Source organism: Niallia sp. CD-39, assembly GCF_059874745.1.
In genome coordinates this window covers 26,630-41,428 of the sequence record NZ_JCBCPS010000001.1, presented here as the reverse complement: position 1 = coordinate 41,428, position 14,799 = coordinate 26,630, and the positions used below count along the sequence as shown (strand labels likewise).

Genomic DNA, 14,799 nt, shown 5'->3' with positions numbered 1-14,799 from the left:
CTGTTACAATTCCTTTGTCATAAATACGCTATTTTCATCTTCTTTGTAATCACCAAAAGGTTCACAATAGCGGAAGCCAAATCGTTCATACAATCTTCTTGCAGGTTCAAATTCCTTCATCGAACCAGTTTCTAGACTGAGATGTTTATATCCCCTATTGATCGACTCTGTAATAATATGCTCCAGCATAAGCGCTGCGATTCCTTTTCGTAAATGCTCTTTTACGGTTCGCATTGACTTTACCTCTCCATGTGATGAAGAAAGCTCCTTTAATGCCCCAACTCCTAGAAGATCAACCTCTTCCCATGCACTCCAAAATGTAATACTTGAATCCTTGAGCCTTGAAACATCTAATGCATGAACACTTTCAGCAGGTGATATATCATTCATACTCGCAATATGCTCATCTATGAGATCGATTACAGCCTGACTCGACAAATCTTCTACTTTAATTTCCATAAAATTCACACCCCTTATCGGTCGTATGTTTGCTTTTTCACAATCCTTTTGACTGTTAGTATTTCCTCATACGATCCTATCATTTATTTTCTATCTTTTAGTTAAAAAGTGCAAGTTCGATATCTCTATCTAACAAGAAAAGCTGTTTACAATCAGACCAAAAAGGATACACCCCTTAAGGAGCTATCCTCTTATGCTCTGTTTCTCTTCGTTTATCTAAGATGACTAAGCCATTTTAGGATTATGCCATACTCCACCATATGAAAGGTTAAATCCACTTTGCTCATATAGATTTTTATTTTCTTCAGAAGAACTTACAATAACGGTACGTAGACCGTACTCGTTAGCCTCTTCTAGCAATGCTTGAATCAGTTTCTTACCAAATCCTCTATGCTGAAAGTCTGGATGGACAATCACACCTTCTAAATATCCGTGTTCTAACCCCATCCCACATATGTACCCAAATGCAATTAATTCATTTTTCTCATTACGAATGCCTGCCCAAAAGTTACAACGAATAAAAAGATCTGGATAATCTTGCTCTCTCCGTTCCCTCCCAACTGATTCTCTTAAGCTAGGGACTTCATCATTTTTTATCGATAGATTGATGACTGGTGTAAATGCTTTCATGTCCTCTCTCCTTTCGATCATCTTAAAAATTCCTTTCCCTTATTATACGATAAAATACAATGAATAAAATCACTAAATTTAATATTGAGAATAATTTAATTATCTATATAACCCTCATATTTATATGAAGCAATTGCACGCTTTATATTAACCATTGAATTTAATTATTATGTCATACTAAGGGTACCATGACGTGTAAAAGGTCGGGGTTCCCCGACCTTTAGATGAATCGATTTATGAGGTTAAACTAGTTCCGAAAACTATAGGAGCCCAATAATATACAGCAATTGTAATGATTACAACACTTACTATGTTCAACCATACGCCAGCTTTCGCCATATCGGCAACTTCTAGTTCGCCTGCACTAAATACTGCAGTATTAGGTGGTGTAGCTACCGGTAGCATATAACAAGATCCAGCTGCTAATGCAACTGCTGCCATCATAATTAATGGGTCAATTCCAATAGCTATTGCTAAACTAGCGGAGATTGGTAAGACAAGATTGGCTACTGCTGTATTTGACAAGATTTCAGTCATTCCCAATACAATAATTACTAATAATAGAATGATAATAAAAGGAGTATATTGCGATAATCCTTGTAGTGCAACTGCTATCCAATCATTAACCCCTGAGTGTTGGAGGCTTGCTGCTAACGCCATTCCTCCACCAAATAGGACAAGCACTCCCCATGGTAGTTTGATTAAGTCATCCCATTCTAGTATTCTCTCTCCCTTTTTTGTACTTGGTAAGAAGAATAATAAAATCGCACCCATCATGGATACACTTGCATCTGGAAGTGAACCAAGTCTACTTAAAAATGATAAGAATGATACTTGATCAGCAACCCATGATATTGCTGGTTTTCCTACCCATAGGGAGACAGTTAGTGCAAATACTGCAATGACCACCCATTCTTCAGTTTTGATTTTACCAAGCTTTTTCTTTTCATCTTTTATAAAAGTAACGGACTTATTTGTTTCAGAATTAACTCTGAAGCGGATCTTCGTTAAATAAAAATACAAGAAGACTAGCATAATAAGTGCAACTGGTCCAGCAAAGATTAGCCATTGCACGAACGTTACTTCTATACCGAATTGAATTCTAGCAATCCCAGCTAATGCTGCATTCGGTACCGCAGCGACTAATGTAGAAAGACCACCGATTGTTGCAGTATATGCAACCGCTAACAAGATTGATTTTGCAAAAAATTTCAAATTCTGATCACTTAATATTTTTTTATCTTTCATCTCAGAAATAAGAGCAAGTGCAACTGGAAGCATCATTAATGCTGTAGCAGCATTTGATATAAACATCGTTAATAACCCCGTTGCAAGCATAATACCTAGTATAATTCTATGGCTCTCCGTTCCGATTAGATCGATAATGTTTAAGGCAATTCTTCTATGGAGATTCCATTTTTCAATTGCTACCGCCAATATGAATCCGCCCATATACATAAAGATAACTGGTTCCCCATAAGAACGAGAAACAACATCAAGTGGCGCCCCTCCAAAGAGTGGAATAATGAGCAAAGGCAATAGTGATGCTACCGCCATAGGAACAGCTTCTGTTACCCAATAAACCCCAATTATTGTAATACTCGCAATGACTACTCTACCTTCGTACCCAATTGCATCAGTAGGAATCATGAAGAAAACGACTAATGCTGCAATTGGCCCTAATAACAGACCAATAAACTTGGAACGATTATAAGAATTCAAAACTTCTCCCATTAATCCCACCTACCTTTTTAAAGTTGACTCTTAATACTTTACACGATTTATGTCGAATTTTCAAAATTATATTATTATCAAATGAAGAATTTTCGACAATTACATATACAAACTAGTAACATTTAGCCATTTATGTTAGAAAAAATGTTATTTTTACTATTTTTGCATACTATCTAAAGGGATATAATTACATAGTCATTAACTTTAAATAAATAAAGACAAAATCTAATTGCGACTTTGTCTACGTACTTTATAAGTGGATTTTAAAAGAATTGTCAGTATAAGTGTGAAGTCGAGTGCATACCAAATACGACCATATAGATTATTGGGGGCTCCTATGCCCTAGCAAGACGAAAGCAAGTGTTGGCGTTGCCAATCGCCTCATATGACACTTGTCATATCAAACAAGTGATGACAATGAATAGATGCAATTCCATTTTTAGTCTAAAATATGACTATATAAGCAGGAGGCACGAGATGAAATTCAAATTTTATCCTAATGAAGATATTCGACGTTTTTTTCTACTAGATGTCATAGGAACTGTTTTTTTATTTTTTAACGTACTTACATTTGAGGCACCATTTTCAATCTGGTTAAGATTATTGTTGCTACTCCTCATTTTACTAAGCTATTATGTCATGATTTGGTCCACTGGATGGACATTCGTCGCTGTCAGTATAATAGGTTTTGCCTGTTTTGTTCTATTAGGAATACAGCTAACTGGTTGGCTCCTTATTTACTTGTTTTTCTTTACCGATGCGAATGCAAAAGTCAGGATATTCCCAGAACTAATCGTTCAACAACTCTTCCTGATAGCAACCCATTTGCTTACTTTTTATTTTGTAAGTGGGACAAATTTTGGTGAATATTTCACATCTGCTCTATTCCCGTTTTTAATTTTGCAAATTGCAATTCCATATATATTCCGCTTTATTTTGAAGTCAAAGGAAGTAAAGTATGACTTAGAAGAAGCGAAGAGAGAGTTACAGCATTATGCAAAAGAGGAAGAACGAAATCGGATAGCACGTGAACTTCACGACACACTTGGGCACACATTAATGATCATGAAAATGAAGAGTGAACTAGCAATCAAAAAGATTGACAACGATCCAGAAATCGCCAAGAACGAAATGCATGATGTACTGCAAACAACTCGGTATGCGACAAAGCAAGTACGAGAACTTGTGACAACTTTAAAATTTATATCCATTAAAGATGAGCTTGAGCGAGCTGAACAACTACTGCTACAAGGAAAATTCACTTTATCGATCACAGGGCAAGATTGTATTCCACAACTATCAGAAGTAACGGAAACAATGATTGCCCAATCGATTCGTGAAACAGCTTTAAATGTGTATAAGCATAGTGAAGCGAAGCATACTTGGATTGATTTTTCTCGAAAAGAAGACACAATGGTCATTATGATTAAAGATGATGGAAAAGGATTTAATGAGAGAATTGCTACGAACGGACACGGCCTTCAATCCTTAAGGGATCGCATGAAATACGTTAATGGATTATGCCAAATTAGTAGCGATTCTACGAACGGAACATCTATTCAACTTTACATTCCAATTAAACAGGAGGATTTGCGTTGATTAAACTATTGCTTGCAGAAGACCAACGACTTTTACGAGATGCTCTTGAATCTTTATTATCTTTAGAAAAAGATTTTGAAGTCGTATTCACTACTGGGAATGGTGAAGATGCGTTACAGTACATGATACACCAGCCGGTAGACATCGCATTATTAGATATCGAAATGCCCGGATTAACTGGAATTGAACTATCAGAAAAACTAAAATCACTTGCATTTAAAGGTAAGATTGTTTTATTAACAACCTTTTCACGATCTGGGTACATTGAGAGAGCAATGGCTGCAAAAGTTAATGGCTATTTATTAAAAGATGAACCAATCGAAACAATCGTAGCCTATTTACGTGATATTGCTGATGGTAAGACAATCGTATCACCTGAATTAACACCTCTATTGTTCTCTCTTGAGCAAAATCCTCTATCAACAAGAGAAGTAGATATGTTAATTGAAGTAAGAAATGGGTTAAATACGGATGAAATCGCATTTAAATGGCATTTAACTGAAGGTACAGTTCGGAACTATTTATCATCAGCTACTCAAAAATTAGCAGTAGCCACTCGATATGATGCAGTACGAAAAGCCGAAGAAAACGGTTGGTTGTGAAAGGATGAATACAATGGAAGCATTTTTAATTGAGAATCAATGGGAGCTGTTTATTGGGGCTGAAATTATTTCAGCAATTGCCTTATTACTTTTTGGAGTCACTAGATACTATTTTAATAAACAAAAAACAAGTCTTACCTTTATCTTTATTTTTATAATTGCCACTGCATTTGAAGCGGCGATCGCTTGGATGATTTATCGTTACACAGGAGAAGTATCAAGTTTTACGATTATCATTTCTATATTTGTCGTCTATGCAGTTACTTTCGGGATTAATGACTTTAAGAATATTGATCGATGGATGAGAATAAAGATTGGGAACTATCGAGGTATCGACTTATTGACAGATAAGGACAAAGAAATCATCGAAAAAGAACAAAATCCACAATACAAGAAAAAGAAAGAGTTAACCATAACTGGTGCTCATGTCATCATCTTCATCATAGCGCAAATCATCTTTTGGACACTTGGAACAGAATCATTGTTTGAATGGGGGAATTACTTACAAACCATTGGTGATTGGATCTCTGCTGGTCAATTCGAAGCATCTCCCTACCCAACGGAGTTTCTATATCGCGCATCAATGATCTGGGCAATTGTCGTCATTATTGATATCGTTTATAGTGGCACTCAAATCTTCAGTAAATCGTAATAACATCCACATGTATTCTAGATAAAACTAAACTGACCCCAAAGGTATATCCTTTGGGGTTATTAAAATAGTAATTTTTGTAATGAGTTGTGGACTGAATTTAGCAAAAATAGAAATAATACTACTACCATAAATCCCGATTCCCAAAACGCATGTAATAGCTTATTCCCTTCGCGTAGGCGATAGAATAATAGGTATGAACAGATGATGATAGCTAGCATTATAAACCATGTATACAACGTAAGCCTATCAATGTCCATTTGGATGAGTGCCGCCCTGTGCGATTGATCATTGCTGAATTCAAGATGTATTTGATCCTTAACCATACCAATCATATTTAAGTCATTGACAACAACATGAGTTTCAGTCGACTCAACTAACTCATAACCAAACGGAATGATTGCAAACTTATAGACGGCGATATAAACAAGACCTGCTGTTAATGTAGCAAACATAATGAACCTAAATAAAAAATGTAGCTTCCTCTTCACTTCTTCTCTACTTTCCAAGTCATCAACTCTTTTCTAGTTTTGCATTGATCTGTTCTGAAGTCTTTTTCCTTCCGCCCGACGAATGCTTTCTTTCAAGTAATCTGGCGCATTGTCGTTTTGCTCAACCTCCTCAGCCGTAAGCCACATTAACTGTTCAACCTCATCATCACTTTTCACATAAGCCGCTTTTTCGGGAACTGATGTATAAAATACAATATCAACAACCATTTCTCCAAGATCAGCCTGAAAACAAGTGCTATGAACATATTCAATCGGATTCAAAAGTTTAATACCTACCTCTTCATACACTTCTCGTACGACTGTTTTCTCAAGGATATCACCAACTGCTTCACCATGGTCAACCTTCCCTCCTACAAGCGCTAACAAACCTGCAGCATGGTCCTCTTTAAAACTACGTTGAATGATTAACCACTTGTTATTATGACAAATCGCTACTTCGGTATTTACAATAAACAAAAAGTTAGAGACCCCCTTTATTTTCGATTAAAGTATATCAATAAAAAGCTTTTGTTGTAACAATTTTCAGAATATATTTATCATAAGTTTTACTTATGTCGTTAGCACTCGTTTTCACATGATTGGAATCAATAAAGATATGTTCCGACTGTAGTAGCCCATGATTTCCCTTAAAATAAGATAGAAAATCTGTTCAAATATATCTGAATCATGGTAACGTCGCTCGTAGTTTTCCGAAGGTAGAAAAATGAGGAACTTCTGAATAGAATCCAATTCCTAAAAACCAACGATAAGCAAAATTAGTTTCAATTTCTTTTATTGTTTGACGCATGGATCGGATACCAAACACATATTGAATAAACGCCATTTTAAATAAAACAACGGGATCGATACTTGGTCTCCCAACATTAGAATAGAGGTGTTCCACTAAAAGATAAATGAAAGTAAAATCAATCGCAGCGTCTAATTTTCGAGCTAAATGATCCTTAGGAACAAGTTCTACTATGCTTAAAGCTTCTAATTGTTCACGTTCATTATTTTGATTTTTAGTCATCAAGTTTCTTCAGCTAAAAATTAAGTATAAATTCGATGGATTAGAGTGAAAGGCGATGACTCCTGCGGGAAAGCGTGGCAGGTGAGACTGAAGCGTCGCGATAGCGACGATGCGGCTCACGCCATGCCCGCGGAAAGCATTCGCCTTAAGCGATAATCAAGATCTTTCCTTCAATTTTAAACAAAAAAACGTAGGCAAACTAAAAATTTAATAGTTTATCTACAGTCTGTCATAAGTTTTACTTATGCCTTTTATTTAAATATTCTTTCTTCTCTTATCAGTATTAATCTAATATAGTTAAAAAAGAAGGAGTGATTACGATGACTTTCATTGTTAAAGGAATTGATCATGTACAGTTAGCAGCACCTCAAGGCTGTGAAGAGGATGCTAGAGCTTTTTTTAGTGGCGCACTTGGCTTACAAGAAATCGAGAAGCCTACCAATTTAATAAAACGAGGCGGTGTTTGGTTCGCTTGTGGTCATCAACAAATTCATATCGGAGTACAAGAAGATTTTTTTGCGGCAAAAAAAGCACATCCCGCTTTTGAAGTTGAAAACTTATTTGCATTCAAAGAAAAGCTAAAGCAGCTTGGAATTGAGTATAAAGAAGATATTGAAATTCCAGGGATTCAACGTATTTTCGTATTCGATCCATTTGGAAATCGAATCGAGTTTTTAGAAAAGGAATAACAGAATGCCACTAGATGTAGACTAGAACACTGAAAAACCTTTTAGTATTCAAGAAGAAGAGTACAGAAGTTTTATTCTTTTTGCTTAGCGGATTGGAGTGGAAGGTGGTGACTCCTGCGGGAATAGCATGAGCGGAAGAACCCACAACGAGGAGGCTGAAGCCAAGCCCGCGGAAAGCACCGACTGGAACGAAAATCAACTGGCTCATCAAAAAAGCTAGTGAGTGAACGATAAATCGTTCACTCACTTCAGACTGTTGACAAACGCATGAATACGTCGTTGGCTGGCATCAAAGTCTCCTGATCAACCGTGTGTTCTATACTGGTCTTTCAATATAGCCTGAGGGTTAATCAGATTTCTAGAAAGTCCTTTTAAAAAACATGTAGACACGATTCATATTATTTTCCCTGTTTTCTTCTCACAGTCACCGTTTCTCCGCCAATACCCCAGTTATCTGTTTCCACTTCGTCAATAACAACAACCGTTGTTTCGGGATTTTTCCCTAAGACATCAACTAATAACTGTGTCGCTCCCTTAATTAACTCTGCTTTTTTCTCAGCGGTTAAATTTTCCTTTGTAACTTTAAAATTAACGTATGGCATGTACACTCTTCCTTTCATATTTTAATCCTGTTAAACATAAAAATGAACCTAGTAAAACCAAGATAGATGCACCAATAAATGCAAGTTGGAAGCTCCCGGTAAAAGTTGCAACATAACCTGCTAAAACTGGTCCTATCATTTGACCAAAAGCATAAATAGCCGTTAATACTCCGATTACTTTTTGACTTTCAGCTGGTTTCATATTACGAGCAAGAGCTAATGCAACAGTCGTAATACCCATGAAAGTAAAGCCGAATAGAATAGCGCTAATGACTGCAAAAATATAGTGATTAGATAAAACAGGTAAGAGTATCCCGATTGCTTGTATCAGCATGGCAAGAAATAGTGTTCCTGTGTATCCATTTCGATCAGCTATCCAGCCCCATAATAAACAAGAAGGGATCAACGCCACTCCAACAATCATCCATATAAAGCTAGAATGAAAAGGCAAGATCATATTATTCTCAACATGACTTATCAAAAAAGTCCCAGTTATGATGTATCCAATTCCCTCTAGTCCATATACGATACATAATACAATTAGCCATTTAGGTGGTGGTAATGCCCTTATTTTTTTGGACGTATTTGCAATTGTCCTATTACTCGTCTTTCTCATAAAGAGGATAATATAGGTGGATAAAACTAAGCTCATTGTTCCTAATATCAACCATGCCGATTGCCATTCCACAAGTTGTAGAAATAATGGAATCATTGCACCTGTTAAAAAGATACCTACACCAACACCTGCATAATGAATGCCAGATAAATGAGCTCGGTTACTTCGATTCAGTTCGTCCAATACGATGCTCGAAGCGATAATAAAGACAAACGCGCTTCCTAAACCAGACAGCAGTCTAGTTACATTCAAGCTTAGGAATTCTGTTAAAAACCCTAATGAAAGAGTGGTTACAATTGATATAAGGAGGCTGACTCCTAGTATTATCATTCTTCTCTCTTCCTTCAAAGAAAGAACGCTTAATAAGATTGCACCAAGCAAATATCCCGCATAATTACTTGTCGCTAGCCAGCCCATTCTTGCGTCATTATAGCTTAGTCCCTCTTGCATGAATGGAAGCATCGGTGTAAATGAAAACCTTCCAATTCCCATCGCCACAACTAACGCTAACATTCCGCTTGATAAAACTAAGAAAGTTTGTTTATTCAACCACCCACCTCCTACTTTATTATTTTACCTTTTATTTGATATGTAAGTAATAGTATAGATTCAAAATAATTAAGAAAAACGACCCATCCCTTAAAGGGAAGCGTCGTTTTTTATTGATAGATTGCTATTTTGGAGAGAATTAAAAATCAAAATTATCCGGATCTGCACCACTTCGGTCGTTAATATTTAATGCATTGATTTTCTCCATATCTTCAGGACTTAGAGTAAAATCAAAGATTTGTGTATTTTGAACAATTCTTTCTTCATTAATTGATTTTGGAATTGTTATGACTTTATTTTGTAAATCCCATCTTAAAATAATTTGTGATGGAAGCTTGTTGTATTTTTCTGCCAGAGCAATGATTGTAGGGTCTTTTAGTAATACCCCTTTTTTCAAAGGTGACCATGCCTCTAATTGAATACCCTGCTCTTCGCAAAATTCGCGTAATTCAACTTGAGTTAAATGCGGATGATATTCCACTTGGTTCACCATGGGCTTTATTTCACAAACTTCTAAAATATCTTTTAAATGATGAATTTGGAAATTGCTTACCCCAATTGCTCGAACCTTCTTTTGCTTATAAAGCGTTTCAAGAGCTCTCCAAGTATCTAGATATTTACCCTTTACTGGCCAGTGGATTAAAAATAAATCTAAATAATCTAACTGTAGCTTTTCTAAGCTTTCCTCAAAAGATTTAATCGTAGACTCATAGCCTTGATCAGAGTTCCAAACTTTTGTCGTAATAAAAAGCTCTTCGCGTGGAACACCAGAGTCCTTAATCCCTTGCCCAACACCTATTTCATTGTGATAAAATGATGCAGTATCTATGCTTCTATAGCCATTTTGAATAGCTGATTTAACAGCATTCACAACCACTGCCCCATCCTCTACCTTAAATACACCAAGTCCGAGCCAAGGCATTTCCACACCGTTATTCAATTTTACTGTGTCTTGTAAATGAGTTGCCATCAATAAAACCTCCTTAAAGTTGATTATCATAAATGCTTTTAAGTTCTGGTACAATGTTAGGTGGAATCTCACCAGTAACACCTGCAACTAAGTTGATTGCAGCCTGCATCGCCATAGCGTCCCTAGCTTTTTGCGTTGCCGAGCCGATATGAGGCAATGTTACAACTTGATCCATCTTCAATAGAGGATTATTGTGATCAATTGGTTCAGCTTCATATACATCAAGGCCGGCACCACGGATTTTGTTCATTTGTAATGCTTTAATTAACGCATGCTCATCAACGGTTTTTCCTCTCGAACAATTAATGAAGAACGCATCATCTTTCATTAATTCGAACTCTTTTTCTCCCATTATATGGAAAGTAGAATCAGTGAGAGGAAGCATTAATAGTACAATGTCCGACTGTTGCAATAAGTCTTGAAATGAACGATATTTCACACCATATTCTTCTTCTAACTGAATATTCCTCTTTGAATTATGATATAGAACATTCATTTCAAAACCACATATCGCTCTGCGAGCAATTTTTTTACCAATTCTCCCAAGCCCAACAATACCTAATGTCGCGTTATGAACATCTTTTCCGAAAAAGCTCTCGTTATCTAGTTGATCCCATTGATGATTCTTTACATAGTTGTTCAGCTCAGGAATTCTCCTTGAAACAGAAAGGATAAGTCCAAATGCTAAATCCGCGACTGTTTCATCGAGAACAAAAGGCGTATGAGTCCCAATGACTTGTCTCTTTCTCATTGCCTCTAAATCAAAAGCATCGTATCCAGCAGCAATATTGCTTACAATCTTCAAGTGCGGAGCTTGTTCCAAAAATTGTTCAGTAATTACCCCTTTTGGTGTCATCAATCCTTCAATGTCGCTTACTTCATTTAATAAAAGATCAGAAGGAATAGGAGCATCACCTTCCCAAATTGTATACTCACAATATTTAGAAATAAAATCTTCAACATTTTGAGGAATTTGTTTTGCAATAAACACCTTAGGCTTCAATATCTTTCACCCCAATCTCTTACCATTCTGCAATACTTCCATCTTTATGTCTCCAAACTGGATTCTTCCAGTTATGGGACATTTCTGCTTGTTTTCTAACATGCTCTTCATTAATTTCAATCCCTAAACCAGGTGCTTGTGGGATCTTCACATAGCCATCATCGTACTGAAATACAGATTTATCCTTAACATAATCCAGTAAATCACTGCCCTTGTTATAATGAATACCAAGGCTCTGCTCTTGAATAAACGCATTATGCGCGGTTGCATCAACTTGTAAACAAGCAGCAAGCGCAATAGGACCAAGTGGACAATGTGGTGCAAGCGCTACGTCATAGGCTTCAGCCATTGATGCAATTTTTTTACACTCCGTAATCCCTCCTGCATGGGAAAGATCAGGTTGTATGATATCAACATAGCCATCTGATAATGTCGTTTTAAAATCCCAACGAGAAAACATTCGCTCACCAGTAGCAATTGGTATGACCGTATGGTTAGCAATTTCTCTTAATGCTTCATTATTTTCAGCGAGGACAGGCTCTTCGATAAACATTGGCTTATATGGTTCTAACTCTTTTGCCAAAATTTTTGCCATAGGCTTATGAACTCTGCCATGAAAATCAATGCCAATGCCGATATTGTTTCCGACTGCACTTCTGACTGTTGCAATTCTTTCAACAGCTTGCTCAATTTTTTCATGCGTATCAATATATTGTAACTCTTCAGTTGCATTCATCTTTACGGCTGTGAATCCAGCAGCAACGACATCTTTCGCAGCATTTCCAACATCTGCTGGTCGGTCCCCTCCGATCCACGAATATACTTTCATCGAATCGCGGCATGCACCACCAAGCAGTTCATACACTGGTGCATTATGATATTTTCCTTTAATATCCCAAAGTGCTTGATCAATACCCGCAATGGCACTCATTATAATTGGACCACCACGATAAAAGCCTGATCGATACATTGTGTTCCAATGATCCTCTATACGCAATGGGTCCTTCCCAATCAAATATTCCATTAATTCTTCTACACAAGCTTTCACAGAGTGAGCGCGGCCTTCAATAACCGGCTCACCCCATCCTACAATTCCTTCGTCTGTTACGATTTTTAAGAAAAGCCATCGGGGAGGAACTTGAAAAAGTTCAAAAGATTTTATTTTCATATTTTACTCCTTTAAGACTTTTTGAATTTAAATAGTCTATTTGTTAGTAGCGGTGACATTAAAGTGATAAGAGCTAAACATAATAGTACGACCGTTATAGGGCGTGTAAAGAAAATACTAATGTCTCCCTGAGACATAACAAGCGCACGTCGTAAGTTACTCTCAAGCATTGGCCCTAAAATTAAACCAAGAATTAATGGTGAAGCAGGAAAATCATAACGTTTCATAAAGTATCCGATGATACCTGCTACAAACATTACAATTACATCTACATAGTTATTGCCTAGCGAGTATGCACCAACTACACAAAGAACTAAGATGATTGGTGTTAGTATTTCTTTCGGAATGTATAACACCTTGGTAAAAATTCGAAGAGCAGAAAGTCCAAAAATTAGAATAAGGAAGTTGGCAATTAGCATCCCAACAAACAAGGTATAAACAATTGGACCATTTGCTTCAAAAAGCATTGGGCCAGGCTGAATACCTTGTACCATAAATGCACCAAGTAATACAGCAGTTACAGCATCTCCTGGTATTCCAAGAGTGAGTAATGGAATCATTGCTCCACCAGTTAAACTGCTATTAGCAGATTCAGGAGCAGCAACTCCCCGCATTTCTCCTTTACCGAAGTTTTCCTTATCTTTCGCAAACCTTTTTGCTTCATTATAAGAAACAAAAGCTGCTACATCGGCTCCAACTCCAGGTATCATTCCTATAAATGTTCCAATTCCTGAGGATCGTAAAATTGTCCCAATCAAAACTTTGAATTCGATCCACTTCAATCTAACTTTATCAACTGTAATTTGAATTTTATTTTTAGAAAAGAGGTTTTCCATCGTGCTGAATGCCTCAGATGCTGCAAACAAACCGATCATGATTGGAATAAAGCTTATCCCACTTGTTAGAGCCATCTGATCAAATGTAAATCGAGGGAATCCCCCCATTGGATCAAGACCAATTGTTGCAATAAGTAACCCTATTAATCCTGCAATCAAGCCTTTTACCATTGATTTACCGGCAAGACTTGAAATAATGGATAAACCAAATAATGCAAGTGCAAAAGATTCAGGCGCACTAAATTTCAACGCAAACCCAGCTAATTGTGGAGCAACTAATATAAGGACGATGACACTTATTATCCCCCCAATAGTTGATGATAATGTTGAAACAGTTAGAGCCTTATGTGCAAGCCCTTTTTTTGCCATTGCATACCCATCCATAGCAGTAGCTGCAGATGCTGGTGTACCTGGTGTATTGATCAGAATTGCTGTAAGAGATCCACCATATATAGAACCAAAATAGACTCCAATTAGCAATAATATTCCTGTCACAGGCTCCATGCCAAATGTGATTGGCAATACGAGAGCAACAGCCATCGTCGATGTTAGTCCTGGTAAGGCTCCGACTGCAATTCCTAATACGGTCCCTATAACTAAAATCAATAGTACTTGCCAATGAAGTGCGTTCACTAACCCTTCCATTAATAATTCCATTGTGCTCACCTCCGCCTACGAAAAGAAGGATCCTATTGGGATAGATACATTTAATAATTTTTCAAAACAAAGATATACGAATACTGACATACCAATAGGTGTCAAAATTAATACTAATTTATTTTTCACTTTAGAGAATAGCAATAAGGCAAAGATTAGTAGTGAGGTAGAAAGATAGAAACCGATGAATGGAATCGCAAGGACATATAAAAACATAATGCCCATGACACTCAGTGCATACCCCATTGTATTTTCAGTGCTCTGCTCCTCTTCTTCTTTGTCCTTCTTGATGAAGCTTTGTATGATAAGTATCGCACCTAAGAACATCAATAAAACCGTATATACTCGTGGAACAAATGCTGGTCCTACCTCTTGAAGTTGCATCTCAGGAAATTGAAAAGTCTTTGCAAAAAAGAATCCTGAAATTAAAACAATGATTGTTCCTGCAATCATATTTGGGCCTTTCATCAACTACACCTCACTCATATAGGCAAATTAAAGTTTAAAGGACA

16 protein-coding genes and 1 pseudogene are annotated in these 14,799 nt (G+C 36.8%); 4 read left to right on the top strand and 13 right to left on the bottom strand.

Annotated elements, in window-relative coordinates:
* Window positions 1-3: 3 nt before the first annotated feature.
* From AC6F34_RS00230 to AC6F34_RS00220, 3 genes are all read right to left on the bottom strand, one after another.
* Window positions 4-459 carry a GNAT family N-acetyltransferase gene (locus AC6F34_RS00230; protein ID WP_500767769.1) on the bottom strand — a complete coding sequence of 152 codons (456 nt, stop codon included), beginning with the start codon at window positions 457-459 and terminating at the stop codon, window positions 4-6.
* A gap of 225 nt (window positions 460-684) precedes the next feature.
* Window positions 685-1,089, bottom strand: a complete 405-nt coding sequence (locus tag AC6F34_RS00225; RefSeq protein WP_500767767.1) for a GNAT family N-acetyltransferase — start codon at window positions 1,087-1,089, stop codon at window positions 685-687.
* Window positions 1,090-1,323: 234 nt separating this feature from the next.
* Window positions 1,324-2,823 (bottom strand): SLC13 family permease, encoded by a 1,500-nt coding sequence (locus tag AC6F34_RS00220; protein ID WP_500767765.1) that lies wholly within the window; start codon window positions 2,821-2,823, stop codon window positions 1,324-1,326.
* A 477-nt stretch (window positions 2,824-3,300) separates the two neighbouring features.
* On the opposite strand from AC6F34_RS00220, the gene AC6F34_RS00215 reads away from it, so the two are divergent.
* From AC6F34_RS00215 to AC6F34_RS00205, 3 genes are read left to right on the top strand one after another with little or no spacing between them, the layout of a single operon-like run.
* Window positions 3,301-4,422, top strand: a complete 1,122-nt coding sequence (locus AC6F34_RS00215; RefSeq protein ID WP_500767763.1) for a sensor histidine kinase — start codon at window positions 3,301-3,303, stop codon at window positions 4,420-4,422.
* Window positions 4,419-5,024, top strand: a complete 606-nt coding sequence (locus AC6F34_RS00210) for a response regulator transcription factor (RefSeq protein WP_500767761.1) — start codon at window positions 4,419-4,421, stop codon at window positions 5,022-5,024. The genes AC6F34_RS00215 and AC6F34_RS00210 overlap by 4 nt, the downstream gene beginning before the upstream one ends.
* Window positions 4,984-5,676 carry a hypothetical protein gene (locus tag AC6F34_RS00205; RefSeq protein WP_500767759.1) on the top strand — a complete coding sequence of 231 codons (693 nt, stop codon included), beginning with the start codon at window positions 4,984-4,986 and terminating at the stop codon, window positions 5,674-5,676. The genes AC6F34_RS00210 and AC6F34_RS00205 overlap by 41 nt, the downstream gene beginning before the upstream one ends.
* Before the next feature lie 62 nt (window positions 5,677-5,738).
* Here the strand turns inward: AC6F34_RS00205 and AC6F34_RS00200 are convergent, their stop codons facing one another.
* From AC6F34_RS00200 to AC6F34_RS00190, 3 genes and pseudogenes are all read right to left on the bottom strand, one after another.
* The gene (locus tag AC6F34_RS00200) at window positions 5,739-6,185 is read right to left on the bottom strand and encodes a hypothetical protein (protein ID WP_500767757.1); all 447 of its coding nucleotides are present in this window, start codon (window positions 6,183-6,185) and stop codon (window positions 5,739-5,741) included.
* A gap of 15 nt (window positions 6,186-6,200) precedes the next feature.
* The gene (locus AC6F34_RS00195) at window positions 6,201-6,644 is read right to left on the bottom strand and encodes an NUDIX domain-containing protein (RefSeq protein WP_500767755.1); all 444 of its coding nucleotides are present in this window, start codon (window positions 6,642-6,644) and stop codon (window positions 6,201-6,203) included.
* Window positions 6,645-6,708: 64 nt separating this feature from the next.
* Window positions 6,709-7,200: pseudogene (locus AC6F34_RS00190) on the bottom strand (transposase); the annotation flags it as partial.
* 317 nt (window positions 7,201-7,517) lie between these two features.
* Here AC6F34_RS00190 and AC6F34_RS00185 point away from each other — a divergent pair.
* Entirely contained in the window at window positions 7,518-7,886 is a 369-nt protein-coding gene (locus AC6F34_RS00185) for a VOC family protein (RefSeq protein ID WP_500767753.1), read from the top strand.
* Window positions 7,887-8,284: 398 nt separating this feature from the next.
* Here AC6F34_RS00185 and AC6F34_RS00180 read toward each other — a convergent pair whose 3' ends face one another.
* The 7 genes from AC6F34_RS00180 to AC6F34_RS00150 all read right to left on the bottom strand — a co-directional run bounded on the left by AC6F34_RS00180 (window position 8,285) and on the right by AC6F34_RS00150 (window position 14,755).
* Window positions 8,285-8,488: a tautomerase family protein gene (locus AC6F34_RS00180; protein ID WP_500767751.1), complete on the bottom strand. Its 204-nt coding sequence runs from the start codon at window positions 8,486-8,488 to the stop codon at window positions 8,285-8,287.
* A complete protein-coding gene (locus tag AC6F34_RS00175) occupies window positions 8,475-9,653 on the bottom strand; it encodes a YbfB/YjiJ family MFS transporter (protein ID WP_500767749.1) in 1,179 nt (392 codons plus the stop codon). Before AC6F34_RS00175 ends, AC6F34_RS00180 begins: the two co-directional genes overlap by 14 nt.
* 139 nt (window positions 9,654-9,792) lie before the next feature.
* The gene (locus AC6F34_RS00170; protein WP_500767747.1) at window positions 9,793-10,623 is read right to left on the bottom strand and encodes an aldo/keto reductase; all 831 of its coding nucleotides are present in this window, start codon (window positions 10,621-10,623) and stop codon (window positions 9,793-9,795) included.
* 13 nt (window positions 10,624-10,636) lie between these two features.
* The gene (locus tag AC6F34_RS00165; protein WP_500767745.1) at window positions 10,637-11,626 is read right to left on the bottom strand and encodes a 2-hydroxyacid dehydrogenase; all 990 of its coding nucleotides are present in this window, start codon (window positions 11,624-11,626) and stop codon (window positions 10,637-10,639) included.
* Window positions 11,627-11,645: 19 nt separating this feature from the next.
* Window positions 11,646-12,794: a galactonate dehydratase gene (gene dgoD, locus AC6F34_RS00160; protein WP_500767743.1), complete on the bottom strand. Its 1,149-nt coding sequence runs from the start codon at window positions 12,792-12,794 to the stop codon at window positions 11,646-11,648.
* An 11-nt stretch (window positions 12,795-12,805) separates the two neighbouring features.
* Window positions 12,806-14,287, bottom strand: coding sequence for a tripartite tricarboxylate transporter permease (locus AC6F34_RS00155; protein WP_500767741.1), 1,482 nt, complete (start codon window positions 14,285-14,287; stop codon window positions 12,806-12,808).
* Window positions 14,288-14,302: 15 nt separating this feature from the next.
* The gene (locus AC6F34_RS00150) at window positions 14,303-14,755 is read right to left on the bottom strand and encodes a tripartite tricarboxylate transporter TctB family protein (RefSeq protein WP_500767739.1); all 453 of its coding nucleotides are present in this window, start codon (window positions 14,753-14,755) and stop codon (window positions 14,303-14,305) included.
* Window positions 14,756-14,799: the final 44 nt, after the last annotated feature.

Excerpts from the sequence above, each read along its gene's own strand:
- AC6F34_RS00230 (WP_500767769.1), bottom strand. The coding sequence starts at position 459 with ATGGAAATTAAAGTAGAAGATTTGTCGAGTCAGGCTGTAATCGATCTC.
- AC6F34_RS00225 (WP_500767767.1), bottom strand. The coding sequence starts at position 1,089 with ATGAAAGCATTTACACCAGTCATCAATCTATCGATAAAAAATGATGAA.
- AC6F34_RS00220 (WP_500767765.1), bottom strand. The coding sequence starts at position 2,823 with ATGGGAGAAGTTTTGAATTCTTATAATCGTTCCAAGTTTATTGGTCTG.
- AC6F34_RS00215 (WP_500767763.1), top strand. The coding sequence starts at position 3,301 with ATGAAATTCAAATTTTATCCTAATGAAGATATTCGACGTTTTTTTCTA.
- AC6F34_RS00205 (WP_500767759.1), top strand. The coding sequence starts at position 4,984 with ATGATGCAGTACGAAAAGCCGAAGAAAACGGTTGGTTGTGAAAGGATG.
- AC6F34_RS00185 (WP_500767753.1), top strand. The coding sequence starts at position 7,518 with ATGACTTTCATTGTTAAAGGAATTGATCATGTACAGTTAGCAGCACCT.
- AC6F34_RS00180 (WP_500767751.1), bottom strand. The coding sequence starts at position 8,488 with ATGCCATACGTTAATTTTAAAGTTACAAAGGAAAATTTAACCGCTGAG.
- AC6F34_RS00170 (WP_500767747.1), bottom strand. The coding sequence starts at position 10,623 with ATGGCAACTCATTTACAAGACACAGTAAAATTGAATAACGGTGTGGAA.
- dgoD (WP_500767743.1), bottom strand. The coding sequence starts at position 12,794 with ATGAAAATAAAATCTTTTGAACTTTTTCAAGTTCCTCCCCGATGGCTT.
- AC6F34_RS00155 (WP_500767741.1), bottom strand. The coding sequence starts at position 14,287 with ATGGAATTATTAATGGAAGGGTTAGTGAACGCACTTCATTGGCAAGTA.
- AC6F34_RS00150 (WP_500767739.1), bottom strand. The coding sequence starts at position 14,755 with ATGAAAGGCCCAAATATGATTGCAGGAACAATCATTGTTTTAATTTCA.